The 24,067-nt window shown below is 54.4% G+C and carries 28 protein-coding genes; 12 read left to right on the top strand and 16 right to left on the bottom strand.

Features of this window, described 5'->3' with window-relative positions; translation table 11 throughout:
• Positions 1 to 32 precede the first annotated feature (32 nt).
• Positions 33 to 1,082, bottom strand: coding sequence for a glycosyltransferase (locus tag FPV09_RS00245; protein ID WP_148881934.1), 1,050 nt, complete (start codon positions 1,080 to 1,082; stop codon positions 33 to 35).
• A gap of 112 nt (positions 1,083 to 1,194) precedes the next feature.
• On the bottom strand, positions 1,195 to 1,896 hold the full coding sequence (locus FPV09_RS00240; protein WP_148881933.1) for an RAD55 family ATPase: 702 nt from the start codon (positions 1,894 to 1,896) through the stop codon (positions 1,195 to 1,197).
• A gap of 114 nt (positions 1,897 to 2,010) precedes the next feature.
• Between FPV09_RS00240 and FPV09_RS00235 the strand changes: the two genes are divergently transcribed.
• Positions 2,011 to 2,307 (top strand): hypothetical protein, encoded by a 297-nt coding sequence (locus FPV09_RS00235; RefSeq protein WP_148881932.1) that lies wholly within the window; start codon positions 2,011 to 2,013, stop codon positions 2,305 to 2,307.
• A gap of 55 nt (positions 2,308 to 2,362) precedes the next feature.
• A complete protein-coding gene (locus tag FPV09_RS00230; protein ID WP_148881931.1) occupies positions 2,363 to 3,295 on the top strand; it encodes an SDR family oxidoreductase in 933 nt (310 codons plus the stop codon).
• Here FPV09_RS00230 and FPV09_RS00225 read toward each other — a convergent pair.
• Together FPV09_RS00225 and pfdA are read right to left on the bottom strand one after the other, a co-directional pair.
• Positions 3,270 to 4,955, bottom strand: a complete 1,686-nt coding sequence (locus FPV09_RS00225) for a DUF2341 domain-containing protein (protein ID WP_148881930.1) — start codon at positions 4,953 to 4,955, stop codon at positions 3,270 to 3,272. The two genes, FPV09_RS00230 and FPV09_RS00225, sit on opposite strands and share 26 nt — an antisense overlap.
• Positions 4,956 to 5,043: 88 nt before the next feature.
• Positions 5,044 to 5,487 carry a prefoldin subunit alpha gene (pfdA, locus tag FPV09_RS00220; RefSeq protein ID WP_148881929.1) on the bottom strand — a complete coding sequence of 148 codons (444 nt, stop codon included), beginning with the start codon at positions 5,485 to 5,487 and terminating at the stop codon, positions 5,044 to 5,046.
• 288 nt (positions 5,488 to 5,775) lie between these two features.
• On the opposite strand from pfdA, the gene FPV09_RS00215 reads away from it, so the two are divergent.
• From FPV09_RS00215 to FPV09_RS00210, 3 genes are all read left to right on the top strand, one after another.
• Positions 5,776 to 6,486: a TIGR02253 family HAD-type hydrolase gene (locus tag FPV09_RS00215; protein ID WP_148883555.1), complete on the top strand. Its 711-nt coding sequence runs from the start codon at positions 5,776 to 5,778 to the stop codon at positions 6,484 to 6,486.
• A 253-nt stretch (positions 6,487 to 6,739) separates the two neighbouring features.
• Positions 6,740 to 6,910, top strand: a complete 171-nt coding sequence (locus FPV09_RS11875; RefSeq protein ID WP_157065422.1) for a hypothetical protein — start codon at positions 6,740 to 6,742, stop codon at positions 6,908 to 6,910.
• On the top strand, positions 6,907 to 7,911 hold the full coding sequence (locus tag FPV09_RS00210) for a transposase (RefSeq protein WP_246112274.1): 1,005 nt from the start codon (positions 6,907 to 6,909) through the stop codon (positions 7,909 to 7,911). Before FPV09_RS11875 ends, FPV09_RS00210 begins: the two co-directional genes overlap by 4 nt.
• An 89-nt stretch (positions 7,912 to 8,000) precedes the next feature.
• On the opposite strand, the gene pgsA is transcribed toward FPV09_RS00210, so the two are convergent.
• From pgsA to FPV09_RS00195, 3 genes are read right to left on the bottom strand one after another with little or no spacing between them, the layout of a single operon-like run.
• Positions 8,001 to 8,567 carry an archaetidylinositol phosphate synthase gene (gene pgsA / locus FPV09_RS00205; RefSeq protein WP_148881927.1) on the bottom strand — a complete coding sequence of 189 codons (567 nt, stop codon included), beginning with the start codon at positions 8,565 to 8,567 and terminating at the stop codon, positions 8,001 to 8,003.
• Positions 8,568 to 8,576: 9 nt separating this feature from the next.
• On the bottom strand, positions 8,577 to 9,113 hold the full coding sequence (locus tag FPV09_RS00200) for a tRNA (cytidine(56)-2'-O)-methyltransferase (RefSeq protein WP_148881926.1): 537 nt from the start codon (positions 9,111 to 9,113) through the stop codon (positions 8,577 to 8,579).
• Positions 9,110 to 10,717 carry a transglutaminase-like domain-containing protein gene (locus FPV09_RS00195; protein ID WP_148881925.1) on the bottom strand — a complete coding sequence of 536 codons (1,608 nt, stop codon included), beginning with the start codon at positions 10,715 to 10,717 and terminating at the stop codon, positions 9,110 to 9,112. Before FPV09_RS00195 ends, FPV09_RS00200 begins: the two co-directional genes overlap by 4 nt.
• Positions 10,718 to 10,768: 51 nt before the next feature.
• On the opposite strand from FPV09_RS00195, the gene FPV09_RS00190 reads away from it, so the two are divergent.
• Genes FPV09_RS00190 through FPV09_RS00180 form a run of 3 tightly spaced genes read left to right on the top strand, consistent with a single transcriptional unit; the run spans position 10,769 to position 12,880 of the window.
• Positions 10,769 to 11,548: an SAM hydrolase/SAM-dependent halogenase family protein gene (locus FPV09_RS00190; RefSeq protein WP_148883554.1), complete on the top strand. Its 780-nt coding sequence runs from the start codon at positions 10,769 to 10,771 to the stop codon at positions 11,546 to 11,548.
• Positions 11,549 to 12,115, top strand: a complete 567-nt coding sequence (locus FPV09_RS00185) for a nicotinamide-nucleotide adenylyltransferase (RefSeq protein ID WP_014013529.1) — start codon at positions 11,549 to 11,551, stop codon at positions 12,113 to 12,115.
• A 9-nt stretch (positions 12,116 to 12,124) separates the two neighbouring features.
• Positions 12,125 to 12,880, top strand: coding sequence for a nucleotidyltransferase domain-containing protein (locus FPV09_RS00180; RefSeq protein ID WP_148881924.1), 756 nt, complete (start codon positions 12,125 to 12,127; stop codon positions 12,878 to 12,880).
• Here FPV09_RS00180 and FPV09_RS00175 read toward each other — a convergent pair.
• The 6 genes from FPV09_RS00175 to FPV09_RS00150 all read right to left on the bottom strand — a co-directional run bounded on the left by FPV09_RS00175 (position 12,864) and on the right by FPV09_RS00150 (position 18,896).
• Positions 12,864 to 14,057, bottom strand: a complete 1,194-nt coding sequence (locus FPV09_RS00175) for an MFS transporter (protein ID WP_148881923.1) — start codon at positions 14,055 to 14,057, stop codon at positions 12,864 to 12,866. The two genes, FPV09_RS00180 and FPV09_RS00175, sit on opposite strands and share 17 nt — an antisense overlap.
• Positions 14,058 to 14,286: 229 nt before the next feature.
• A complete protein-coding gene (locus tag FPV09_RS00170) occupies positions 14,287 to 14,907 on the bottom strand; it encodes a GNAT family N-acetyltransferase (RefSeq protein WP_148881922.1) in 621 nt (206 codons plus the stop codon).
• Between the two features lie 13 nt (positions 14,908 to 14,920).
• Positions 14,921 to 15,946, bottom strand: coding sequence for an aminopeptidase (locus tag FPV09_RS00165; RefSeq protein ID WP_148881921.1), 1,026 nt, complete (start codon positions 15,944 to 15,946; stop codon positions 14,921 to 14,923).
• A 10-nt stretch (positions 15,947 to 15,956) separates the two neighbouring features.
• Positions 15,957 to 16,775: a GNAT family N-acetyltransferase gene (locus FPV09_RS00160; protein ID WP_148881920.1), complete on the bottom strand. Its 819-nt coding sequence runs from the start codon at positions 16,773 to 16,775 to the stop codon at positions 15,957 to 15,959.
• Positions 16,776 to 16,808: 33 nt separating this feature from the next.
• Complete coding sequence (locus tag FPV09_RS00155; RefSeq protein WP_148881919.1) at positions 16,809 to 17,681, bottom strand: hypothetical protein; 873 nt, start codon at positions 17,679 to 17,681, stop codon at positions 16,809 to 16,811.
• 45 nt (positions 17,682 to 17,726) lie between these two features.
• Positions 17,727 to 18,896 carry an MFS transporter gene (locus tag FPV09_RS00150; protein ID WP_168194700.1) on the bottom strand — a complete coding sequence of 390 codons (1,170 nt, stop codon included), beginning with the start codon at positions 18,894 to 18,896 and terminating at the stop codon, positions 17,727 to 17,729.
• 61 nt (positions 18,897 to 18,957) lie between these two features.
• Here FPV09_RS00150 and FPV09_RS00145 point away from each other — a divergent pair, with 61 nt between their 5' ends.
• The 4 genes from FPV09_RS00145 to FPV09_RS00130 are packed head-to-tail and all read left to right on the top strand — an operon-like array spanning position 18,958 to position 20,746.
• On the top strand, positions 18,958 to 19,569 hold the full coding sequence (locus FPV09_RS00145; RefSeq protein ID WP_148883552.1) for a class I SAM-dependent methyltransferase: 612 nt from the start codon (positions 18,958 to 18,960) through the stop codon (positions 19,567 to 19,569).
• Positions 19,570 to 19,594: 25 nt separating this feature from the next.
• The gene (locus FPV09_RS00140; protein ID WP_058937800.1) at positions 19,595 to 20,035 is read left to right on the top strand and encodes a winged helix-turn-helix domain-containing protein; all 441 of its coding nucleotides are present in this window, start codon (positions 19,595 to 19,597) and stop codon (positions 20,033 to 20,035) included.
• A 10-nt stretch (positions 20,036 to 20,045) separates the two neighbouring features.
• Positions 20,046 to 20,534: a hypothetical protein gene (locus FPV09_RS00135; RefSeq protein ID WP_058937801.1), complete on the top strand. Its 489-nt coding sequence runs from the start codon at positions 20,046 to 20,048 to the stop codon at positions 20,532 to 20,534.
• 2 nt (positions 20,535 to 20,536) lie between these two features.
• Positions 20,537 to 20,746 (top strand): hypothetical protein, encoded by a 210-nt coding sequence (locus tag FPV09_RS00130; RefSeq protein WP_394343827.1) that lies wholly within the window; start codon positions 20,537 to 20,539, stop codon positions 20,744 to 20,746.
• A 13-nt stretch (positions 20,747 to 20,759) separates the two neighbouring features.
• On the opposite strand, the gene FPV09_RS00125 is transcribed toward FPV09_RS00130, so the two are convergent.
• The 3 genes from FPV09_RS00125 to FPV09_RS00115 all read right to left on the bottom strand — a co-directional run bounded on the left by FPV09_RS00125 (position 20,760) and on the right by FPV09_RS00115 (position 24,044).
• The gene (locus tag FPV09_RS00125; protein ID WP_148881917.1) at positions 20,760 to 22,652 is read right to left on the bottom strand and encodes a hypothetical protein; all 1,893 of its coding nucleotides are present in this window, start codon (positions 22,650 to 22,652) and stop codon (positions 20,760 to 20,762) included.
• Between the two features lie 156 nt (positions 22,653 to 22,808).
• Complete coding sequence (locus tag FPV09_RS00120) at positions 22,809 to 23,375, bottom strand: GNAT family N-acetyltransferase (RefSeq protein ID WP_148881916.1); 567 nt, start codon at positions 23,373 to 23,375, stop codon at positions 22,809 to 22,811.
• 9 nt (positions 23,376 to 23,384) lie between these two features.
• Positions 23,385 to 24,044, bottom strand: a complete 660-nt coding sequence (locus FPV09_RS00115; RefSeq protein ID WP_148881915.1) for a hypothetical protein — start codon at positions 24,042 to 24,044, stop codon at positions 23,385 to 23,387.
• Positions 24,045 to 24,067 lie beyond the last annotated feature (23 nt).

The raw sequence follows: 24,067 nt of genomic DNA, 5'->3' as shown, positions 1-24,067 counted from the left end.
GAGCACTTAAAAGGGTTTCGCCCCGTATTGCCTCATGCCCCCCTGAGGAGCACCGAGAGATAGCCGTAGATGTGGAGAGTCAGGTAAAATACCGCCCAGAACCAGATTATAAGGGGAAACAGGAGCGCGTTTATCAGCCTTCCACCCTCGAAGAGGGTAGGCAGGAGCATCGTGAAGGTCTCGAAGAACCACCAGAGGGCGAAGAGTTCAAACTGACCTGTGATAAGGAGAAGCGGCGGGACGATCACATCGAAAAACGCCACGACGTCCGAAAGGAGCAGAAAGGCCAAATCCTTCGTGAAGCCTCCCCCAAGGTTCTTTAGGTCTCCAAGGAACCAGCGCTTCCTCTGGCGCCAGAGGACGGCAAGGCTCTTCGGCATTTTTGTCCACACCCTCGCGCGAGGGGCGTAGACGACTTTTCCAAACTCTTTAACAGCCTTCGTCGTGGCGTAGTCCTCAACGATGTCCTCGACGAAGCCACCGATCCTCTCAATGGCCTCCCTGCGGAAGGCCGCTATCGGACCGGGAGCGAGGCTCAGGTCGTCCAGCTCTTTCGCTCTGCGGAACATCGCTATCCTGAGGTGCTCCGTGTCCTGCGCCATCTCAAGGAAAGAGCCTCCTGCGACGCGAACCTGGCCGCCGACTCCGAGGACTTCATCAGAGTGGAAGCGCCTCACCAGCTCCTTAACTGCATCGGGTTCGAGATAGCTGTCGGCGTCGGTCGTTACTATAACCTCGCCGGAAGCCTTCGAGAGGCCGAAGTTCAGGGCCCTGGCTTTTCCACCGTGCTCCATCCGATATACCTTCAGCATGGGACTCTTGACCGAGGAGGCAACCTCAAAGGTGTTATCCTCACTCCCATCGTCGACCACTATGACCTCAAAGTCCGGGTAATCTTGAGCGAGCGCTGATCTGACGGCCTTGAGAACGTGCTCCCCCTCGTTGTAAGCCGGGATGAGTATCGAGACCTTAGGCAGCCATTGTCCGGTTCGATACTCCGTGAAAAGGTGGAGTAGGTAATTAACGAAGAAGTATCCATCCCAGAGGAAGATGACAACAAGACAGAGGAGGAGCGGGTTCATGACGGATGAATCGAGCGAAGGCTTTTAACTTTTCTCACTCCACGTGATGGCTGACATTTTTCTGATCTGACCTCCTCTCCGCACTGAAGGACGAGGCTTGAGGAGAAAAATGTCAGGGCAATGGGAGAACGTGGTCGTGGTACACAACAATTCCACTGTCAGTTATCTTGTACGGCCGGATGGTGCCATCAAAGGCGCTACCGCGGAACTTTGTTATCCTGATGCCGCGGGCGAGCTTTCCCTGCATCTCAAACATTTTGAGCTCAATAACCCCGTTGACCAAGTACTCCTCAACATCCGTCCTCTGAAGTTCCGATGTCAGGATTACGGTGGTTTTTAACCTCCCCACCGCTTTGACAAAAGTAAGAAACGACCTCCTGTACTCGATATCATCTTTCGTAGCCACCTTGAGCATGGTTATAGGATCAATGACAACCCTGTGGTAGTATCTCTGTTTGAACTGTTCCTTTATGGCAGTCAGCATCTTGTCCATGCCCTCCGCAAAGGACTCGAAGAAGTTTTCCATGAGAACGTACCTCTCCGCGGTTGGGGTGGCGTCTATTATTGTAAAGTGAAGGTCGGCGAGGTTAAAGCCAAACTTCATCATATCCATCTTAAGGTTCTCAGCGGGTTCTTCCAATGTAACATACAGTACGTTTTCACCGTTATCTATCCCCGCCATTGCAAAGTGCATCGCAAGGGTGGTCTTGCCGGTACCAGGGGCCCCCTTAATAAGGTACGTTCTGCCCGGGATAAGACCCCCGTTCAGCATGAAGTCCAATCCAGGAATTCCCGTGGAAACCCGCTCATCCATGGTTCCCGTTCCCCTAATTATGTTGTGGCGGAAAGGGTATATAAGAATCTTTCGAGACTGTCCAAAAAATTTCCTGCGTAACCTTAAAGTACCATTAAAGCCCTAAAATAATCCGTGATCATCATGAAGGAGGAGAAGGAATTCCGGCTTGTGCTGGAGGGAGGAAACCTCAAAATAGTTAACTGTAAGACCCAAGAGACCGTGTGCAGCTTCACCATTGACGAGCTGGCGGAGATGATCGAGTTCCGCTATGCAACCCCTTGGAATAAGAGCAAAGACATTCTGGAAAAGCTGACATACGTTCTGAGGGACATCGAAGATGCATATAAATCTTCCAAGGATGTATTCCCCAATAAAGAGGACATCATGAGGGAGGTAAAGCTGAGGATGCATGGATCGCGGAAGGAGTGAACTGCCAGGAGATAAAAATTTATGAACTCCAGCGTTATTTTTCACAGGTGAGCCTATGAGAAACAAGCTTGTCGTCATCACGGGAGGAGCGGGCTTCATCGGCTCCCACATCGCCTGGGAGCTTGTCAAGGACAATGAGGTGGTTATAATAGACAACCTCTACACCGGGAAGGAGGAGAACGTGCCCCCGGGTGCGAAGCTTGTGAAGGCCGATATCCGGGATTACAGCGCCGTTGCGGAACTGATAAGCCACGCGGACTACATCTTCCACGAGGCGGCCCAGGTGAGCGTCGTCGAGAGCGTCAGAGACCCGGTTTTCACGGAGGAAGTTAACGTTATGGGCACCCTGAACATTTTAAAGGCACTCTTGGAGGGGCACGGGAAGCTGATTTTCGCGTCCTCCGCGGCGGTCTACGGGGACAACCCGAACCTGCCCCTGAGGGAGACTGAGAGGCCGAAACCCCTTTCCCCGTACGGTGTGACCAAGGCGACCGCCGAGGAGTATCTCCGGGTTTTTCACGAGCTGTACGGCCTGCCAGTCGTTGCGCTGCGCTACTTCAACGTCTTCGGACCGAGGCAGAGCGCCAACCAGTACGCGGGCGTTATAAGCATCTTCATCAACCGCGCCCTGAAGAACGAGCCGCTCGTTATCTTCGGAGACGGCAAACAGACGAGGGACTTCATTTACGTGAAGGACGTCGTTAAGGCGAATATACTCGCCGCCGAAAGCCGGAGGAGCAACGGGCGGGTGTTCAACGTTGCAACCGGAAAGCAGACGACCATCCTCGAGCTGGCGATGAAGGTAATCGAGATAACCGACGCCAACAGCTCCGTACTCTTCGACAAGCCCAGACCGGGTGACATAAGGCACAGTCTAGCGGATATAAGCGGGATTAGGAGTCTTGGCTTCGAGCCGGAGTGGAGCCTTGAGGAAGGGCTGAAGAAAACGGTGGAGTGGTACTCTAAGAACCACCCTGTGGGGGAGTGACCAACTCCCGGATTCTTTTTTCAAGCAGATTTTGCTCGTATCTTTCAATCATAGAGGATGTTAAATTGAGCCCCACCAAATTCCATTTGTCATTGAAATAGGGAGTTACGGAAAGGGTTTTCTGTGAAATCTGCTGGGAAGGCAATTCAGGGGGGATCGTGGGGAGAGAGGCAATGTTAACAGATTTCGAGCTGGAGACTGTTATGGAAGATGTTGCTTGGGGAGGTTGAGGGTTAAAGGTAAGGTGATAGTAGAAATTCCCCAGATCCCATGTGGGCTCTGGATTAACGTACTTCCTAACGAAGAGGTAATCAATCAACAGGGGGCCCCCGCTATACTGGCCAAATCCAACTGAACCATACTGGCCTGGGAGAACGTTGTAATAGGCCATTGAATTCCCGTTCTGATAAATGGCAATGGCATCCCCGAGGGAGAACATATCAATAAAACTCCACCGCCCCACAGTGTACCGTGAACCGGAAATTCCGTAGTTCCAGGACACACTGTTTTTATCTAGCTGTGGAGAGTTGACGTTGAACTGAGCCTCTCCATTCAGAGGAATCCGAGTGAACCAGTAAGCGTTACCAATTCCCTCACCGTACCCTTCTCCAGACGGCAGTATCCAGGGAAGGAAAAAAGAACCCAGGGAAATCTGAATGTCTCCAAACAGAGATGAGATAACATCATAGGGATTCGTCATATCATCCGGCCCCAGAGAGACTACAGCTTCGACATGGTATGGTGCAGGGAATTGACGCTTCGTCCAAATCCACTGCCCCGGATAGAGTGACAGAACGCCGTTTGAAGGAGGGGAAACACCACCCCGGGAATTCCAGTTGGAGAGGTCGTTAAAGTCATCGTAAAGCAGGAAAACTTTGTCTGGATCGTTGTGATCAACGCACGGGTTTCCGGAGCCGCCGTAGTTGATGTATATCTCCGTCCGGGAATTAGCAGGAATGTTGGTCACATTCAGCCAGAACCATGCCGATGAGCCTTGCGAATTAGCCTCTTGACTCTCCATCCAGTAATACAAACAATCTCCCGAGGCGTTAGTGAAATAGACAGTGTCCCAGTTGAAGTTGGGATCTGAAATCCCGAGCCCAACAGGAATCGTATACCAATTCAGCGGAACATTGCTTCCAGTTATAATCATGGCCTGGGAATATTTTTCGTCATAGGTACCCAATCCGACCTTTTGAAGATCCACAAAGATTGGTTTACCCGCATCGTAGGCATAATCCCTTGAGAGCACAACCACTCTGGTTTTTGACACATCAACCCAAGAGGCGGGCACCTGTGATACGCTGACGTTAAATGCAGTTCCCCCAGGAAGACCCCCCTGCGGCACAACAAACGTACCATCAGAAATACGCTGGTCGGAGGAATTATACAGCACAACCGTAACTTCAGAGCCCTCTGGCAGATCCCCCCCAAGAATCAACTCCACATGTACCACATCACCCAGCGGGTTATACGGATTGTATCTCCCGTTAGTGGTCCAGAGGGCGTACCTTCCCTCACGGACAGGACTCACGAGGTAGTTTGAGCCAGCCCCAATCTCCTGAGCGCTGATGTTAATCCCAGGCACGGCTAATCCAAACGTTCCGAGAATTATGATTAAAACCAGCGCAGTTGAAGCCGTTCTGATCCTTGTTAGCATCTTAAAAACAGCTATGGACGGAAAAGTTTAAAATATTATCCCCCGGGTTTCGGTTTCCACCCTGAAAAGGAGGAAGAAAGAATCTCAATCACTTCCTTACGCTGAAGCTCATGGCCTGCCTCTGCTGAAGCTCCTGCGCCTTCTGGGCGAGCTCTCCCAGCTGCCCCTCCAGCTTTCTGAGAGCCTCCTGGGTCTTGGCTATCGCCTCGTCGTACTCCCTGATGCGCGCGTCCAGATACGCTATCGCGTCGTCGAGGTTCTTCTCGATGGCGTAGCCGGCGCCGACGCTGACTATCGCGTTCTCCTTGTCGTCTATGTGAGCCTTCAGGAAGGAGCCAGCCCCGATCGGCACCAGTATCTCCGGCTTCTCCTCTTCGACCTTCTTGAGTTCCTCCAGCGTCTCCTTGACCGCCTGGAACTCGTTCCTCCCCAGGGTGAGCAGTTCAAGGTTCTGGGCCAGGAGCTGCGCCTGGGCCTGAAGGAGCTGGTACTCGTAAGCGAGCCTTTCAAGCTGCTCGTTCATCTCGGCCATTTCACACCACCGGGGAGACTACGCGGGGAGGCTTTTAAGGTTTAGGTCAGATTTACTTTTTCCTGAAGAGCAGGAACCATTCGATGACCCTAACGTGCAACATGGGAGACACCCAACGTGGGTGGTGATGCCCTGTAGTTCGGCCCCCCGTAAAAATTGCCGAGAGCCAAAAATTTTCAAACATTTCCTTGTTCAAACAGCAAATTTTGGAAAACTTCTCAACAGAACTTGTCGTTCTGTCGGGCAAGGGTTTTAACGTCCGCCCCCAAACCCCCTCCGGTGGTTGTGATGCTCAGGGCGGTCTTCTTCGATTTCGTGGGCACGCTCATAACGAAGGAGGGCGAAAACGTTACCCATCAGAACATCATGAGGGAGGTCCTCAGAAAGGCCGGGAGGGAGGACCTCGACTACGTGAGGCTCTGGGAGGAGTACGAGGCCGAAAGCTCCGCCATGTTCAAGGAGCTCGCCGGCAAGCCCTACGTCAAAATCCGGGACGTTGATACCGAGGCCATGCGGAAGGTGGCCGAGCACTACGGCTTTTTGGTTCCCGACGACTTCTGGGAGATAAGCATCGCCATGCACGGGCGCTTCGGAGAGCTCTTCCCCGATGCAGTTGAAACGATTAAGGCTCTCAAAGACCTCGGCCTCCACGTCGGAATCATAACAGACTCAGACAACGACTACATCGAGGCCCATCTTAAGGCCCTCGGAATCTACGACCTATTCGACTCCATAACAACCAGCGAGGATGCCGGCTTCTACAAGCCCCACGAGGGGCCCTTCAGGCTCGCGCTTGAAAGGGCCGACGTTGAAGCGGGCGTGGCGCTCTACGTCGGCGACAACCCCGCCAAAGACTGTGTTGGGGCGAAAAACGTTGGAATGTCCAGCGTCCTCCTCGACCCGAATGGGGCAAAGAGAGAACTGTGGGGCAACTGCGACTTCGTGGTTTCAAAGCTGAGCGAGGTCGTTGAAATCGTGAAGGGCCTGATGGAAAAATGAGGGGTCCGCAACGGGGTCTTCTCCATGTGTGTTTTTGTGTGCTCACATGGAGGTTCATCCCCCGAGTTACTGTGAGTGCCCGGACTTAGACCGCCTCGCCCACGCTCCTTCTCTTCCAGCATACTACGGCGGAACGGGTCGCCCGAACACCCTCAGGGTTCAGCCAGCCCTCCACCTCGCCTAACTCACCGACTTCATCGGGCTGGCATCACGACCAAAAACCATTTAAGTAAACAGGTATTTAAGTATTTTGGTGAATACAATGGGCGTCATAACCGTGAAAATCCCAGACGAGTTAGAAGTCAAATTCCGAAAGAAAATCCTCGATGTTTACGGCGTCAAAAAAGGAGCCCTCGGAATGGCCATAACGGAGGCTATCGAGTTATGGCTCGAAAAACACGAAAAATCCGCCGAGCAGAAGTGAATTACATAACCATTAAAACAAAACTCGAACCAGAAAAGCAGGAAGACTACCTAAAACTCACCCTCCTGACGGAAAAATTCAAAAAGGCCGTCGAACTGGCTATAAGACTCCAGCTCAGGGGCATTAAAAAGAGTGAAGGCGTGAAGGAAGTCTCTCGACTGGTTCTCAACAACTGGTGGTATTCTGACAGTGCGTGGGATTACGCCAAAATGCTGTTGAAAGGGGCAAGGCAAAACGGCGGGAATCCAAGGCATATTCACCCGAAGTCGAAATTCCTCATCAGCAAACCAAAGGAGAACGAGAAAGGGAACCGGAACGTGAAGATTGAGGGGTTGAAGGTTAGAATCCGCTCGAATGGTGAATGGCTGAACTTTAAGATGAAAACCGCCGAGAAGTTTCTTCCAGTTATTTTCGATGCTCAAAAGTTCAAATACGGTGCTCAAGTTGTTCTAAGGGATGGAAAAGTTTACCTGCACGTTCAGGTGCCCTTTGAGATTTATCTCAGGAACTACGGGAGGACAAGCAGTGGAAAACTTTACGCTGGTTTTGATTTGAACTCGGACAGGGTGAATATGGCAATTCTCGACGAGAATGGTGCTATTAGGGACGTTAGGGTTAAGCACTTTCCAGAGGTTAATTCTCCGGGGTTTCCGAGGAAGAAGGCGAGGGATTTGAGGTGGAAGGCTCTCGCTCGCCTGCTGGATTATGCGTTTTATCACGGCGTTGGGGTTGTGTTCTTCGAGGATTTGGGAAGGATTAAGAGAAAGAATGGGAAGGCTACGAGTTCGAGGAGGGGGAATCGGAAGGCGTCGAATTTCGCCAAGAAGGAACTTCTTGAGCACGGGGTTGTTATGGCGTTGAAGAGAGGTTTTGAGGTCTATCTGGTTAATCCCGCCGGTTCTTCAAAATTGGGACGAGAACTTGCTCAAGGGTTGGGTTTGGACGTTCATTCCGCCTCAGCCTTCGTGATTGGCTGGCGGGGAGTTAATTTACTGGAATAATAAAAAAGAACGGCAAGGGTCAGCAACGGCAGGGCTCTTCATTGCCCCTGCGGCTCGCCTAGCGAAATTCTCGTCATCCCCCTTCTTTTTCACTCCTTGAGCCTCTGGTAGGCTGCGTAAAGCCTCTGGAGAACGGTTATCCACGCCAGAACCGCAACTGCGTAGACACCGTACTCAACGTAGCCAAAGAGTGCGGTGATGATTATTATCAATAGCCGCTCGGCCCTCTCGGCTATTCCAACGGCCAGCCTTCCGGAGCCTGCCAGCTCGGCTCTGCACCGCTCGTAGCTCACCAGGTAGCTCCCCATGAAAGCTATGAACGCAACGCGCCAGTCCACGAGGTTTCCGAGGGCTATTCCGAAGAGAACCGCTCCGTCGCTTATCCTGTCGAAGGTGGAGTCGAGGAAGGCTCCAAAGCGGCTCGTCTTCCCTGTGAGCCTCGCGAGCGTTCCGTCGAGGGCATCTATAAGCGAGCCGAAGAGCAGAACAAGGGCCGCTATGACCTGCTCGCCCCGGTAGAAGAAGTACGCGCCGGCGAGGCTTATCAGCAGGCCGAGGACGGTTATCGTGTTCGGCGTAACGCCTGCCCTCGCGAGGGGCCGGACGATGGCTTCAAGGTAACCCCTGACGTTTTCGCGGTAGTTATTGAGCACCATCCGCAACCCTCACTCAAGCTCGATGATCCTCTTTCCCCTCTCCTGGGGGATTATCTTCAGCTTGGCGTTCTGGAACTCCTTCCTCAGCCCCTCTCCTTCCAGGAGCCTGTCCAGGAAGACTGCCAGAGCGGCGACCTCGCTGTGCGGCTGGTTCCCCACGCTGACGTTGTAGTCTGCCATTTCGTAGACCTCCCTGGGCACCTTCTCGGCGCCGACGACGACGAGCACGTCCCTGCCTTCCTTCAGTTCTTCCAGGATTTGGGGCATCGCGTCGTCGATATGGATTCCATACATCGTGAGGTGGACTATCACGCCTCCATTCTCCTTCCAGTCCCTCAGGATTCTCTTCCAGCTGGGGTCGAAGGCTATCTCAAAGGGTCCTCCCCAGCGCCTCACGACGTCCTCGACGCTGTCCCTTACATGCTCGTCCACTTCGGCCGCGATGATGATTCTATCCGCCCCGAAGGCCCTCGCCGTCAGGGCCACGTGGGTCGTTATCCTCTTATCCCTCTCGGGTCTGTGTCCAAGGCGAAGGACGGTTATCATCCCACATCACCCGCGAATATTTTCCAGTAGCGCGTGAAATCGTCGCTCCACTCCATGTCCCTGTAAAACTCGTACATGGCTTTTATGCTTTGCTCCATCTTGCCCACACTGTATTTCTCCACCACCAGGTTCAATTCATCGTCGCTGGGGGCAGACGAGAGGATGAAGAGCGCGTAAAGCCTCTCATTTTCGTTGAGGTTGTTGACCAGCATCATCAGCTTCGAGCGCAGTTCCGGCTTCAGCCTTCCGCTCACAACGCTTATGAGCCTGTCCTCGAGGTTTGCAATGAAGTCCCCCGTAACGTCAACGTGCTCATGACCGCTGAGCTCCGTCGGGCTCTGGGCCACCATCCTGTAGCCGTTCTCGGTTATTATCTGGTACAGTCTTGGGAAGTACGGACTGGCCAGGTACTCCTCGAGGGAGCCTATGAAGCCGTGCTCTATGTCCACGACGTACCAGCCGTCCGCGGTGTAGAACTCCGTCACGGGCCTCCGTGTGCAGTCCGTCCCGTTGTAGAGCGTTACGATCCTCGCGGGGATGTCTATGGAGCGCAGCATTGCAGTCGTGAGTATCTGGCCCTCCGCGTAGCTCAGCCTGTCCTGAAGGAGTATCTTCTCCGGCTCAAGGGTGGAGGTCGTGTCTCCGAAGGAGTAGGTGCGCATCATCCAGTCATAAATGGCCCTCGCAGCGGCTGGCTCGGAACTGGCGTTCCCGATTATCCTGAGGGCGAGATTCCTGAGCTCTGCCCTGTTGAAGGAGGGCGTTGAGTTGTAGCGCTCGGACCAGTAGCCGTCAACGAGGTATCCATCAGTTATCCAGTGATATTTGAGTTCATATGCGTCCCTAAGCGTCCCGCTGTCCGCGTTCCAGGGCGTCCAAGTCACCTCCAGGGGTACGCTTTCGATGACGCTCTTCTCAGAGCCGCCTATTCTGTACCGAAGCATCGCCGAGATGTATCCTTTCCGGTATGCGTACGGAGCCTTCACGGTGTACCTGAGGGTTATCTTCCCGTTCTCGTTGATGCCCTCCGGAAGCGCGTCTGCGCTCATCACCTTCATTCCATCGAGGAGGTCGAGCCGGATGTCCAGCAGGTCGATCGGAGCCTCCAGCTTGTTCTTTATTGTGACCGTTATCGTGGAAGTCTCACCGCCATGGAGGGTCTCGGGTCCGCTTATCCCTAGCCCTATCTCGTCCGAGGGTGCCGCCCCTCTGGAAACGAACACCCTGAACTGACCATAGAAGCCTGTCCAGGTTCGCTTAAGCTCATCGGTCAGCTCAAGGGAGAGCTTGAGGTTGTAGTAGCCAGGTATAGCAGGAGCCTTGAGTATCCAGACCAGCTGGGCAGAGTGGCCCACGGGCAGAACGTCGGGGAACTTTGGTTCCTGGAGTATCTGGAAGCCCTCGTCGCCCAGGACGAGCGTCGCCCCTGTCAGACCCACCTTCCCGGTGTTGTTAACGAACACGATGACGTGGAGCGTTCCGTCGGGCGTGACGACCGTTCTGTCAACCGAGAACCTAACCTCCGCCGGCGGCTTGAAGAGGCATCCCGAGACCACCACTATGAGAATGAGGAGAGGAACCAGGATGGCTTTTCTCATTTTCATCTTCCAAACCCTTTAAAGCCCACAACCGTTAATAAGTTTTAGGTGGTGGCGATGATAACCCTGACGACAGACTTCGGGCTTGGCGGCCCCTACGTGGGCGAGATGAAGGTTGCCATGCTCAGGGTCAATCCCAACGCGCGGCTCATTGACGTTACCCACTCGATAAGGAGGCACTCCATCGTTGAGGGCTCTTTCGTCATGGAGCAGGTGGTGAAGTACTCCCCGGAGGGGACCGTTCACGTCGGTGTTATTGACCCCGGGGTCGGAACCTCCCGCAGGGCCGTTATCATCGAGGGGGAGCAGTTTCTCGTTGTTCCCGACAACGGACTCGCAACCCTTCCGATGAAACACATCAAACCCCGGAGAGCCTACGAGATAGATTTCAAGAGGATAAGGCGCTTTACGGGCTGGAGGATAAGCTCTACCTTCCACGGCAGGGATGTGTTCGGTCCCGCCGGGGCGCTCCTCGAGGCCGGCATTGAGCCCGGCCAGATAGGAACTGAAATTCCCCTGGAAAGCCTCGTCAGACTCAACGTGGAGCCGCGGCGCGAAGGAGACGGCTGGCTGCTCACGGTACTCTCCATTGACGACTTTGGCAACGTGATCCTCAACCTCGAGAACTATGGGACGCTGAGGGCGGTAGAGCTTCCCGACTTGGGGGTCAGGGTTTCCTACCTCGACACCTACGGTCAGGTGAAGCCCGGCGAACTGCTTGCACTTCCCGGAAGTCACGACTACCTCGAGATAGCCGTCAATCAGGGGAGCGCGGCGGAAAGGCTCGGTCTGAAGGTCGGGGATGAGGTGAGGGTGAAGTTGATTGGAGGTGATTGAATGGTCAAGCGCGGCCTCTTCGTCGGCCGGTTCCAGCCGGTTCACAACGGACATATAAAGGCACTTGAATTCGTTTTTTCACAGGTTGATGAGGTGATACTGGGCATCGGAAGCGCCCAGGCGAGCCATACGCTGAAGAACCCCTTCACGACGAGCGAGAGGATGGAGATGCTCATCAGGGCGCTGAACGAGACGCACCTGGCGGACAAGCGCTACTACCTGATTCCCCTCCCTGACATCAACTTCAACGCCATATGGGCGACCTATGTAGTGAGCATGGTTCCGCGCTTTGACGTCGTCTTCACCGGCAACTCGCTCGTTGCACAGCTCTTCAGAGAGAAAGGCTACGAGGTCATCGTCCAGCCGATGTTCAGGAAGGACATCCTCTCGGCGACCGAGATACGGAAGCGCATGGTCGAGGGGCAGCCCTGGGAGGAGCTCGTGCCCAAGAGCGTGGCCGAGTTCATCAGGGAGATAAAGGGCTGCGAAAGGATAAAGATGCTCGCGACCAACCTTGAGAAGAACGAGAAGGAGCTACAGGCGCCGATTAGGATTCCGGAGTTCTGAGGTGATGTTATGAGGGACTGGAAGCAGGCGCTTGAGAAGTTCATAGGCGAGTGGAGGGAAAAGGATTTCGTCGAGGCCGCCCTGCTGACGGGAAGCTACGCGGTTGGGCTGGAAACCGAGCGCTCCGATGTGGACGTTTACATAATCCTCTCCGACGACGTGGACTGGAGGGAAAGGGGAAACGTTGTTGTGGATGGGATTTTAATCGAATACTTCGTAAACCCCGCGAGGCAGATAAGGCGGTACTTTGAGAAGGAACTTTCTCAAAACAGTAGAAGCACGGCGAGGATTGTCACCATTGGGAAGGTTCTCTTCGACAAAACCGGGATAACTGAAACACTCAAAATGGAAGCCCGGGAGTACATGGAGACGCCGTTTGAAAGACCAGACGAGACCTGGGTCGAGGTGGCCAAGTATTCCCTCTGGGACGCCCTCGACAGCCTGAAGGACGCCGAGGAGAGGAGCGACCCCAGCTATGCCCACATTTACCACCTGACACTCCACAGGGCCCTTGAGGTCTACTCGAAGTTTTTGGGTTTGGAGGTTCCCCCTGCGAGCAAAGTTTACAGACTCTTCAACGACGAGACATTCAGAAGAGCCTACCTCTTCCCAGATTTCCCTGACGGGAGGTTCGTAGAACTTTTCCTTCGAGCCTTGGAGGAGGTTAAAACTGAAAACCTTGAAGCCATCATAGCTCACGTCTTCGATGAAATGGGCGGTTTTGACATCGATGGCTGGCGGCTGAGGACTAGGGTTGAGGTTTAGACGCCGGTGCTCCTGCCGCCCTGGATTTGTAGAGCCACATGAACAGGGCTCCCGTTACCAAAAACAGCACCAGACTCGCCGCGTACGGCAGCGTTGCGTGGATGCTCGCTAAAGCACCAGCTATGAAGGGGGTAACTAGACCAATAAGCCTGTTGTAGCTCGATATCGCCGCGTGGAACTCACTGGCCCGCTCCTTTGGGATGAGTGAGAACTGCCAGGAGCGGTAGAAGGGGAACCAGAGGGTGTTTCCGAAGTCGCCGAGGGCATACACCGCCAGCGCCAGCCAGAATGGCGGTGAGAGCGCCATGACCAGCGCGTAGACCGCGTTGATAAGCATCCCGAGGCCGATGACCTGAAAGCCCTTCCCCTTTGGAACCCTCTCGCTGGCGTATGTGCCGATTATGGAAGCTATGCTGCTCGCACAGGCTATGAGCGTTACCTCGAAGACTGTTTTGTGGAGCACGAAGACGACATAGTTGATGAGCACCAGCTCCGGGGCGAGCGCCCAGGCGAGCGTTAGTAAGGCCTCGAAGGCGAGGAGAACCTTGAACTCCCCAACCTTAAACGTGAAGCCCTCGGGCGTTATCCTCTCCTCTCTGCCGACTGAGGGGAGAAAGAACCAGATGTAGGCTACCGTAACGGCGGAGAAGAGGCCGAAGAATAGGAACGCCCAGCGGTAGTTCTCCGCGCCGGGATAGAGGTAGCCGAAGATGTAGCCGAGAACCGGGAAGGTTATCAGTCTTGCTATCTCCGGCAAACGGAGATGCCAGGCGAATATCTCCTCGTACCTGTCCTCTGGATAGATTATCTGCTCGTACGCGCGGTAGAGGGGGTAAAGCACGGTTGATAGCTTCTCCACGGTTCTTCCGGCGAAGAGTGCAACTGGAGCCATGGCACCTTTGGCGAGGCCGTAGAGAACGTAGGCGATACCGTCGAGGATGTCTATCGCGATGAGGCCCTTCTTGATGTCCCAGCGGTTGAACAGCCTGCCGAAGAGGTACGTTAAGGGAATCGCGATGATGTTGACGGCCGTGAAGAACGCCCCGACCTCAAGGACGGAGTAGCCGACCTTCATCATGTAGAGGGGGAACAGTATCCAGACTATCAGGCCGGGAGCGATAAGCGTGTGGTAGAGCATGTAGGCCTTGGCTTCCCTCGGAATCTCACTCCAGCGCATCTGAAACCCCGTTCATATTACGATCGAAATTTTTAAACGTTTCCCAAGCATTTAGGTAAATGCCGTTGTCTACGAAAGGAGACTCAACAGAGAGATTGTGGAAGTCATTGAGTGTCTTGCTGGAAAATCGGAAAAAGATTATTCCTTCAGGTCTAGATGAACGATTGGAAGATTTTAGAGGGAGAAGGCTTTAGGAAAATCGGTAGGGTTGAATGGATGGAGAAGGTTTTCACTTAAGCCACTCTTTTAATGCCCGGTTCACCATCCTTAAGAATTCTTCTTTAGTCCCTCCCTTTCTGTAGAACTCATCTAACAGCTCCATGAAGCGCCTCTCCTCCTCGGTGAACTTCTCGCCCTTCCAGCGGAAGATTCTGAACCTCTCGCCAAGAAGCTCGACGGCGTGAAAGGCCGTGCGCCCCGAGGGCTTGAGATCCTTCACGAGCTCGATGGTGTTTATCGTGCCGTAGCCAAGCCTCTTCCAGAAGGCTACCGCGTCCTTGTCCTGGGGGAGAACGTAGAGATAGAGGGCGTCGTCGTGCTCCTTCACCTCCTCCTCAGCCCTCTCAACGAGTGCCCTCCCGATGCTCCTGCCCCGAAACTCCGGCCTGACGAAGAGCTCCTCAATCCAGAAGCAGCCTTCGCGCGAGGAGAGCCGTATGAAGCCCGCTGGTTCTCTTTCGTAAGCGAGAAAGATAACGTCGCCACGCCTGAAATAGCTCTCCGCTTCCTTCCTATAACTTTCCTCCTCGTCCGGCTTCCATCCCTGCTTCCCTCTGAGCTCACGGAAGAATTCGATGTAGAGCTCCTGGAAATCCGGAAGGTGTTCCTCATCGAGGCGAACTATCTCCATCTTCCTGTCCCTCCTACAGTCTAAGCGTCCCCTCTTCCATCAGGGGCTCCCCGTCCACGAGCACAGTAGGGTTCATGACAACGAAGTCGATGTGGATTTTCGACTCGTTTGCTCCCCCGAGGTGCAGGTTGTGGCCGACCGCCACGTGGACCGTCCCAAGGGCCTTCTCATCGAAAATCCTGAGGCCGAGGGGCTTTATCCCTGGGTTCAGCCCTATTCCGAACTCCGCTATAACATTCCCTCCAGGCGTTTCAATCCTCCCCCTGAGCTCATCGGCCTTTTCACTCCCTATGGAGATGACCTTACCTCTATGAAACTCCAGCTCCAGACCCTCGTGGGGAAGGACGAGCCGCCCTGAGGCGGAGCTCTCTATGGGGGCTATGTAAACCTCCCCCGCTGGAATCTCGACCTCGCACTCCCTACGCTTCAACCGACAGTCGCGGAGCGTCCCGTCTTCAAGGCCTGGCTTTCTCCCCTCAACGCTGAACCTCAGATGTGTGCCGTTTTCGTCTGTTATAAGAACATCCTTCGCCCCATTGAGTCTCTCTGCCACAATAAGCCCGAGCTCGCGCATCCGAACATAGTCCACGTCCACTGCGGAGATGAACTCTAGGAGGTATTCACTGGGCTTTATCCCGTCCTCCTCAAGCCACACCGGCGGGGGAAGGTTCACGAGGAGCGTCGGCACCTTCTCCTCCTGCAGGAGGCCATATATAGAGTCCCAGAAGGAGAAGACCTTCTCCTGAACGTTCTCGGATAGATCATCGACGGCCGTGTACTGGGAGAGCCATATCACGACGTCAGCTTTCCCGAGGATGCCGGCAACGCTTTCTGAAGGCTTTTCTGGAAAATCAGATATCAGCGAGTCGTCGAAACTCCAGAGGAACGGGAGCGCGCCAACGCGGATGGCCTCCTCAGCCAGCAGGCTGGCGAAGTTCCTGTTGTGTGCCCCGTGGATTATCAGCACCGATTCACCTGTCCTAACAAGCGCCGAGTCCTTGATTATGCACCCGGCGGCGCTCCTGAGACTGTTCTCCATCTCAAACACCTCAGATCAACTTCTTCCTGAACACCAGAACGTCCGGCTCTCTGAAGTCGGCCCAGTTCTTAAATCCGAGCTCTTTAAGGGGTTCTATCAAATCTTTCCTCTCCTCGGGGAGCATTATATCAATGCTGTCGTAGCCAATCCTCTTTGCCTCAAAGCTTGTAGCTGGGAGGAGCGACCCAATGGCTTCGATCGAAAGCTTAAAAGGTGAAAACGTAGGGTCGTTCTCGCTCATCGGTGGATACAGAAACTTGAAACCACGGTATTCTCTAATCTCGGCTTTTTCTTTTAACCATTCTCTGCTCTGCCTACAGTTGTGCAGGAACTTCCAGCCATATGGGATATAACGATATTCCATCTCATCGGAGGGTTTTATCTCAGCCCTCTCGGGCGTGTCTTCTGGGACAGGAGGCCTTTGAATGTAGTAGAAGCGTGCAACAACCTTAAATCCGTCCCTCTTTGCCATTGCTATGCTCTCGCGGTTGAGGAAGTATGTCGCGAACTCAAGGGCTTCAATCTTCCCCTCGCGGGCGAGCCTCTCGCCCAGTTCAAGCATAAAGCCGTGGAGCTTCCTCCCGTAGCCCCTACCTCTATAATCCGGGTGAACCCTCAGTCCCTCCAGCCAGCCGACCTTTCCCGGGAGAAGCGTCAGCTTCGCCGTGCCGATTACCTTTCCATCAACCTCCAACACGTAGAAGTGGCCGTCTCTAAGCCACTCGTCAAAGACCCTCGCCAGGTAGTCCTCGCCGCCCCAGGTCAGCCTTGCAATCTCCTCGATGGATGGTCTGTCCTCCGGCTTTGCATCTCGGATGAGCGGTTCCATGATATCACCCAAGTTTATTAGCTCCGTCTCAATTTATGGGTTTGGGAATGTCAGGTTAAACATCAGCCCACCGGTCAGATTGAGGATGTCCCTCTTTAGCCCCTGAGCGGTAGCATTGTACGGGGCGAGCTTCTCGATGGTATCCAACGTTCTCAGCTCGTCCTCTTTTTCGCAACCCCCTTCGAATGGCCGGGTAATTTCAAGCCGTCTTAATACCCCCGTTTTCCCATCGACTTCACCGATGATGAACCAGCATAGGGAGAGGTTTTCGGCCAAGATACACTCCATCTCAGAGTCGAACCAGGTTTCGTTATCAGAAAGCAGTTCAACGGGGTGTCTGCATGTTTTTAGGATTCTGTGGTTGGATATTCCCAAGGAAGTCGTTACGTTTCGGTACAGCCTGTTGTACGCCCGCATAACCTCCATGTCCGCGGTGTCAGCGGAGACCCCAATGACCTCTCCAGTGGTGTGGTTGACCTTGTACCGTATCCATGGAAAGCCCCTCACCGGAGTGCCGTTCGGGTAGTACGCCGTGATTTGGACGTAGACGATGCTCCGCTCGGTTTGCCCATAGGGGTAGTACCACACCCAAAAGACGCCTTCCCTGGGGTCGTAGCTCGCCTCGAAGCTCCACGTGGAGATGCTGTCCACCGTCAGGGAGGCGTTTCCGAGCCTTTCCATTATGTCCGGCCGCGTTTTTTGGAGGTATTCCCTCGCTGCGTAGATGTCCCGCCCGTACTCGCTCCAGAGGATGTGACTGTACTGCTCGTGCTGGTTCTTGAACCCCTCAACGTCTCTTCTCAGCTCTCCAATTTCGAGGCGCATCTGAACCATCTGGACGATTAAGATGAAAATTATGACGAAGGGAATGATTGCTTTGAGGTTGTCATCCATGTCGCATCCCATACTACTAACGTTTCAAGGTTTATAACTTTACCTTTGACTGTGGTGTCATGTCCGAGCTCCCCGTGACTTAAACAGCGTAAACACGAGCAGCACCGACGCCAGAAACGCGGCAGATGCCGCGATGATTGAAGTTCTTAGAACGTCCTCCCCTCTTTCTATCAGCCACGCAAAAGTTAATTGCGACAGCGGAATCACCAGCGTCGCGAGGGCGTCGAAAACCCCTTTCACGGTTCCGAGGCTCTCCAGAGGGATGAACTTCTGCATCAGGCTGTCGAAGGAGACGTTGAGGAGTTCCCTACCAAAGCCCAGCAGAAAGACCGCAGGGAACAGCGCTATCACCGCCGGAACGCCGACGATGAGGAGCGCGATGCTCTGGAGGAGCATTCCCGCAACCAGCGGCCGCTTTAGGCCAGCCCGCCTTCTATGGGCCAAGTAGGTCAGCCCTACCACCGCCACGAGGCTTCCGGCCGTCGTGAGCCCCTGAAGGATGCCGTAGAGAACCTTACCTTTTGCGAGTTCCCTCAGGGAGGCGAAGACGAATATCCTGAAGGAGCCGAGGGCGAAGTTGAAGAGCAGCACCGAGGCGAGGATTCCAACCACGAGCCCCCTGCTGATTTGCAACCGCTGCTCTTCCCTGGTCTCAGCCGTCCCTTCGCGCTTCACCTCGACGTTCAGGTAGGGAAGGAGCGTGAGCGCACCGATTAGAAGAAGAATCGCGTCGAGGAACATTGCCCCGATTCCGAAGCGATACGCTAAGAATCCGGCCAGTGGAAACGCCACCAGGGAGACCCCGTTCCCCACAGTTGCCAGCGCCGCGTTCAGCCCCTGAAGCTCAGACTCGTCAAGGGTCATCGAGGCTACCAACGAGAATCCGTAGTAGCGGTGGAGTATATCCAGCGCAGAGATACCCGAGACTATGAGGTAGAAGGCCCAGACGTTCGAGGAGAACGGGATTATAAGAACTGCAAGGGCTGCCTGGAGAATGAGTGCGAGAAAAGCGAGTCTGACTTTTTTGGTCGTCCTGTCGAGGGTTTTCCCGAGGATTGGAGGAAGGATGACCCATGGTAGGTGAGTGAAGAGCGCAAAACCCCCGATGCTCACCAGCGAGCCGGTTGTATCCAGCAGACTCCAGGGTAGGGCGACGCTCTCGATTGCATCCCCGATGATTCTAAAGGATGATGTGAGCATATGCAGGCGGTAGAGGGTTCGCTTCACGGAGTGAGGTTGAAGAGAGGGTTTAAAAAAATTATGAATCAAAATTCATGCGGTGTTCAAAATGGAAAAGTGGGACTTTGATGGTTGGGCCGAGAGCTACGATGAGGACGTAACAAAGGAGGACTGGATACACAGGGACTACTGGAAGGTTCTCAAACTTGTTGCTGGGCAGGCTGAGGGAGCCGTTGTCGACATCGGGTGCGGTACAGGTAGCATACTGCGCTTTCTCAGGTCGGAAAACTACGTCGGCGTTGAGCCCTCAGAGGGGATGAGAAAGAAGTTTCAGGAGAAGCACGGCTTTGAGCCGCTGGATGGCCATTTCCTAAGCGTGCCCATTCCCCCGGAGAGTGCTGACACCGTAATAACGACCTACGCCTTTCACCACGTGCCGGATGAGGAAAAGGAGGACGCGATAAAGGAGATGCTCCGCATTCTGAAACCTGGCGGGAGAATCGTCATCGCCGATGTGATGTTTGAGTCAGAGGAGGAAAAGATGAGAATCGGGGAGGAGGACGGTCTAAAGGAGGAGATAGAGGACGAGTACTTCGCCACCGTTGACATGCTGCGGAAAATCTGCACAAAACTGGGGCTGGAATGCCGGTTTGAGCGGGTGAATCGCTACGTCTGGATTGTGAAAATTCGAAAAGTGCTCACCTCTGACCGGAAAGACTAAATGATTGACCACCCTATGGACAATCATGCCCGACGAAGACCTTGCCAGGGAAGTTCAGGAGCTCAAAAAAGCCCTTGAGGAGCTCAGGGAGAGCTTCGCCGTCGTTTCCCAGATGGCGCAGGCTTATCTGAGGCTCATCAACATATACGCCCAGTACGGTGGGCTCAGCATAGACCTAGTCGTTCCGGAGGTCAGGAGCGACCCGATAGCGCGTGAAATCGTCCGGATTCTCTTCGACCTGAAGAGGGCCAACGTGAGTCAGATAGCGCGGGAGCTGAAGGGGAGGCGCGGAAAGGCCTCGCGGAACACCGTTAGGGCGAAGCTGGCCGAGCTGAGGGAGATGGGCATCGTTGTCGAGGCTCCCGGCGAGAGGGGGAAGGTCTACGCCCTTTCCCGCGAAGTGGTCAAAAAGTGGCTCGAAATGATCGGAATGCCAATTAGGCTTGACCACACTAATGATTATTGAGGTGGTTGATATGGTGGATGAAAAGGTAGGAACCCCGAAGAAACTGGAGGAGCTCCTCGACGAGCTGGTCGAGGGGATAAGGAACGCCCAGAGTGTGGAGGAGGTAGAGGTTCTCAAGAAGAAGGCAGAGGTTGTGGAAGACCTCATCGAGGCCTACGAGGGCGACAAGGATCTCGACAAGATACCGGCCCTCATGGAGAAGGTCGGTGACATGATGGAGGACATCCTCAAACCGCTCAAGGAGCTCCTTAACGAGCTCTACAGCCCGGAAAGGGTTCAGACGATGGGCAGGAGCGTGGCCGAGTTCTACAAGAACCTGACCGAGGCCGGCATGGACAAGGATGCCGCCCTTGAGCTGACGAAGGAGTATATGGACGCGATAAACCCCGGAAAGAAGCTCATGGAGATGCTCGCCAACTTTGGAAGAGGAGGTTTCGGCAACATAACGATCCACGGCGGTCCGCAGGGTCCCGAGGGGAAAGAGCAAAAGGAGGAGTGAGATTGAGGGGCCTCCTTCACTTTTTTCTTCGACTGCCCGTGATAGCGTTCAGGATGGCGGGCATGGTCAGGATAACGAACCGGGCGAAGCGCGGCTTTAAACGGGCGCTTCTGGATGGAGGTCTTCCGACCGACGTCGTCGATGAGCTGGTGGGGGACTTTGACCCGTCCGCGCCGCTCCGGGAGACGCTTTTCAGGTTTTCCAGGAAATAGCCGCCTCCCCCACTCACTCCCACATTGCCCTGGCGGAGATTTTAACACTCGACTTGTCCCCGTAGAGCAGTATCAGGACGTCCATATCACCGTAGGTGGAAACCTCAATGTAAACCGCTTTCCCGCTTTTCTCGAAGAGGTCGTTGGCCACCAGGTGTCTCCTTTCATCGTGGGATGGAAGCTCGACGTAGTCCCTCTCTGCCCATCCCGTTTCAAGGAACGCTTTCTTTAGCTGAAGATAGACCTCCCGGCCGAGGCCGTAGGGGTAGAACAGCACCGCGGCCCTTGCGCCTCCGGGAGAGGTGTTCCCCTCCAGCTTGTAGATGTATCCGTCGAACTCCAGTCCCTCCTCTGCGGTCCAGTTCCATGGCTTCACATCGTTCCTCAGTTTGCCAAAGGAGAGCAATTCGCCGGGACTGGCTCCGCCCGTGCCGACCACGTGCCAGAAGAAATCGCTGGTCGAGTATCTGGGCTTCTTGACGACGATCGCGAGGTAGTGGTTGTAGCGGTACTGGACGAACACCGTTAGGGTGTCTGAATCTCGGGCGAAGGTTCTCGCGTAGGGCTCCCTTCCGTCGTCGGTTCTCTCCCAGCCCTCGGCCAGGAGCTTTTTGGTCAGCTCGTCGAGCGCGGTGAGGTAGGCTGTGGCGTTTGGATAAACGAGGAGCATGAACTCAACGTCGCCGGTTCTGCCCGTGTACCAGGCCGCCGCAGGGACTTCGGGAATATCGACGAAGCCGGTCGTGATGTTGAAGTCCTTCCTGAGGTCATCGAGGACCATCGATATTACCGTTCCCGGCCTCACGCCCCTTCCGCTGGCCGGCCGGAAGGTTCCCCTCGGCAGTCCGTTCCCTTCCGTGAGGAGGCTTGCCGTCGGGTCGTCCCACTCCCACAGTTCCCGGACGGTTTCCTTAATCTCGCTCTCGTCTCCGAAGAGCAGAGTCAGCCTTTCCATTCCCGCCACATCGACCAGTTCAATGTAGACTCCGGAGCCGTTGGCCTCGAAGTAGTCGCTCGCCACGAGATGTCCCACCGGATCCCGGGTGTTGGTGTTGATATACTCCTCCTCGACCCAGCTGTTCCTAAGGAAAGCCTCCTTGAGCTGGAGGTAAACCTCCCTCCCCTCACGGGGCCGGTAAACAAGGAAAACTGCACTCACGTTGGTTCCCTCAACGGTTCCCTCCAGGGCGTCCAAGTAGCCGGAGAACCTCAAACCCCTCTCCTCGCTCCAGTTGCCCTCGGCCACTTTGACCGGCAGGAAGAGGCCGAGAACCTTGCCGGGGTTGGGTCCAATCGTGATGATGCTCCACGCGAATCTGGAGAGGCGTTCTGTTCTTTCTTCCGCGCTCCCTCCAGCGGTCCTCGCCACGAACAGGACATAGAAGTAGCGCTCGTAGGTGTAGAATGCCGTGTAAGTCTCGTTTCCCCTCTCCCAGAGGGTTCCTCCCCCACCAGCTGGCTGAAAGCCGTTCTCCCTCAGGAGTTCCACCACGTGCTTCATGGCTTCTTTGACCGCCGTTGAATTGGGGTAGGCAAAGAGGCCGAACTCGGTGTCGTTCGCCGTTCCGGTAAAGCTTGAGAGGCTCCTCGGGGGTCGGGGTATGTTCACGGGACTCTCTGTAACGTTGTATTTCTCTGAAACCCTGGAGACCACGTCGAGAACTGCGTACTCTGGAGAATACGAGAACCAATCCGGCGGCTTCGGCCTGAACGTTCCCGTGGGGAACGTGGCTTTTGCTCCCTCCAGCGGGAACGTGTTTTCGGAGATATGTTCGTCCACGCCTTCGTGGGCCGTCTCAATCACCGGGCTTTCTGTTTTCTCCTCCCGGGGACTGTTGATGCACCCATTGGACACTGTGATCAGAACTATAAGGATCAGTGAAACAATAAGTTTGATGCGCCTCATAGGGAACCCCGGATATTTGTTGGATTTTAAATTATAAGTACTTTTCCCTCGCAAGTTGTTCCCAATTAGCACCCACCGAGGTCCCTCCTGAACCTCCCGTAAATCAGCTCGTCAATGTATCGCCCGTCGCTCCAGATGTGCTCTCTGAAGTGGATCTCACCCACCTTGCCGTCCAGCTGATCCAGTTGAAGCCTGCCACTCTTCCTTCATTATGTCATAGAACAATACATCAACGTACCCGTCCGGCGTCCACGCATGTTTCCTTAACTTTCCCATCAGCTTGAAGCCGTTCTTCTCAAGAACCCTTATTGAGGCAACGTTATTCTCATAGGTTCTCGCAAAGACCTTGCGCAGATTCATGTAGCGAAAGCAGTACTTTAAGGTTAGTTTTACTGCCTCACTTGCATAGCCCTGATTCCAATACTCTTTTCCGATAAAATACCCTATTTCCGCCGTTCCGTTCCTGAAGTCTATTCTGCTCACGATGACTGTCCCAACGATTTTGCCCTCCTCATTGAGTATTGCAAAGGCCCTTTTGGTTAGCTTTTTAGTTGTCAGATTCTCGTACCACCTCATCCACTCTTCAAGCGTCGAAACATCCGAGGGGTCGGCGAGAGTTTTGGCAATCTCCCTGTCATTGCTCCATTCCCAGATTTTTTGAATGTCTTCTCGGAGGATTACGCCCAGCGAAACCTTTTCGCCCTTCAGGATTATCGGGCGCATGTAACCACCTCACAGGGCCATGCTAACAAGCCATATGAAAATCGGAACTTTAAGGCTTCTGGTCTTTTGGGTAGCATTATAGATCAAGAACGCGAAGACAGTCATGTATACCGCGAGGAGGAGCGCTTCGATTGGCGGCATGACTATGACGTTGAGGGCGTGAGCAGAACCCCAGAGGACGGTGGGCAAGAGAACGGCGAACCTTTCGTTGCCCAGCTTCAATGCCCCCCTATACAGGAGGTTCACCGCGAGGATTTCGAGTGTGTAGTAAACGTACTCCGAAGCCAGCGAGGCGAGGGCAAGCCATGTGCTCTGGGAAATCCCGAGGTGGTAGTGAAACTCCCGGAGAATCTGAGGCGAGTAGCTTTTAAGGTAGTAGGCTACCTCAACTAAGAGAACCGCAAAGACAACGAGCAGTGAAAGTCTCAGCTCCCTTGTCCCAAAGCTTCCCCTAGTTAGGTCTCCAAAACTTAGACCGAGCCACCTGAGAAGGGCAATCACGGCCAAGAGCCTCAGGCAGTTTATCGTCCACACCTTTGAGAGGTACACCGATGAGCTCTGGGAAATCCAGGAACCGGTTATCGATTTAAAAACCCATGCCACCCCAAGCTCAATGCCCCATACGACGAAGATGAACCAAACGAGAGCAAAGGTGATGAGTTTCCTCAACTCACTCCCTCCTTGCCCTGAGC

It is taken from the genome of Thermococcus aciditolerans, assembly GCF_008152015.1.
Classification (GTDB): domain Archaea; phylum Methanobacteriota_B; class Thermococci; order Thermococcales; family Thermococcaceae; genus Thermococcus; species Thermococcus celericrescens.
The sequence above is the reverse complement of the archived record's forward strand: the minus strand, read 5'-3'. Positions and strand labels throughout refer to the sequence as shown.

Excerpts from the sequence above, each read along its gene's own strand:
- FPV09_RS00175 (WP_148881923.1), bottom strand. The coding sequence starts at position 14,057 with ATGCGCTGGAGTGAGATTCCGAGGGAAGCCAAGGCCTACATGCTCTAC.
- FPV09_RS00125 (WP_148881917.1), bottom strand. The coding sequence starts at position 22,652 with ATGAGGCGCATCAAACTTATTGTTTCACTGATCCTTATAGTTCTGATC.
- FPV09_RS00120 (WP_148881916.1), bottom strand. The coding sequence starts at position 23,375 with ATGCGCCCGATAATCCTGAAGGGCGAAAAGGTTTCGCTGGGCGTAATC.
- FPV09_RS00230 (WP_148881931.1), top strand. The coding sequence starts at position 2,363 with ATGAGAAACAAGCTTGTCGTCATCACGGGAGGAGCGGGCTTCATCGGC.
- FPV09_RS00195 (WP_148881925.1), bottom strand. The coding sequence starts at position 10,717 with ATGAAAATGAGAAAAGCCATCCTGGTTCCTCTCCTCATTCTCATAGTG.
- FPV09_RS00180 (WP_148881924.1), top strand. The coding sequence starts at position 12,125 with ATGAGGGACTGGAAGCAGGCGCTTGAGAAGTTCATAGGCGAGTGGAGG.
- FPV09_RS00200 (WP_148881926.1), bottom strand. The coding sequence starts at position 9,113 with ATGATAACCGTCCTTCGCCTTGGACACAGACCCGAGAGGGATAAGAGG.
- pfdA (WP_148881929.1), bottom strand. The coding sequence starts at position 5,487 with ATGGCCGAGATGAACGAGCAGCTTGAAAGGCTCGCTTACGAGTACCAG.
- pgsA (WP_148881927.1), bottom strand. The coding sequence starts at position 8,567 with ATGGTGCTCAATAACTACCGCGAAAACGTCAGGGGTTACCTTGAAGCC.
- FPV09_RS00185 (WP_014013529.1), top strand. The coding sequence starts at position 11,549 with ATGGTCAAGCGCGGCCTCTTCGTCGGCCGGTTCCAGCCGGTTCACAAC.
- FPV09_RS00145 (WP_148883552.1), top strand. The coding sequence starts at position 18,958 with ATGGAAAAGTGGGACTTTGATGGTTGGGCCGAGAGCTACGATGAGGAC.
- FPV09_RS00225 (WP_148881930.1), bottom strand. The coding sequence starts at position 4,955 with ATGCTAACAAGGATCAGAACGGCTTCAACTGCGCTGGTTTTAATCATA.
- FPV09_RS00140 (WP_058937800.1), top strand. The coding sequence starts at position 19,595 with ATGCCCGACGAAGACCTTGCCAGGGAAGTTCAGGAGCTCAAAAAAGCC.
- FPV09_RS00155 (WP_148881919.1), bottom strand. The coding sequence starts at position 17,681 with ATGGGATGCGACATGGATGACAACCTCAAAGCAATCATTCCCTTCGTC.
- FPV09_RS00245 (WP_148881934.1), bottom strand. The coding sequence starts at position 1,082 with ATGAACCCGCTCCTCCTCTGTCTTGTTGTCATCTTCCTCTGGGATGGA.
- FPV09_RS00160 (WP_148881920.1), bottom strand. The coding sequence starts at position 16,775 with ATGGAACCGCTCATCCGAGATGCAAAGCCGGAGGACAGACCATCCATC.
- FPV09_RS00165 (WP_148881921.1), bottom strand. The coding sequence starts at position 15,946 with ATGGAGAACAGTCTCAGGAGCGCCGCCGGGTGCATAATCAAGGACTCG.
- FPV09_RS00215 (WP_148883555.1), top strand. The coding sequence starts at position 5,776 with ATGCTCAGGGCGGTCTTCTTCGATTTCGTGGGCACGCTCATAACGAAG.
- FPV09_RS00170 (WP_148881922.1), bottom strand. The coding sequence starts at position 14,907 with ATGGAGATAGTTCGCCTCGATGAGGAACACCTTCCGGATTTCCAGGAG.
- FPV09_RS00190 (WP_148883554.1), top strand. The coding sequence starts at position 10,769 with ATGATAACCCTGACGACAGACTTCGGGCTTGGCGGCCCCTACGTGGGC.
- FPV09_RS00135 (WP_058937801.1), top strand. The coding sequence starts at position 20,046 with ATGGTGGATGAAAAGGTAGGAACCCCGAAGAAACTGGAGGAGCTCCTC.
- FPV09_RS00240 (WP_148881933.1), bottom strand. The coding sequence starts at position 1,896 with ATGGATGAGCGGGTTTCCACGGGAATTCCTGGATTGGACTTCATGCTG.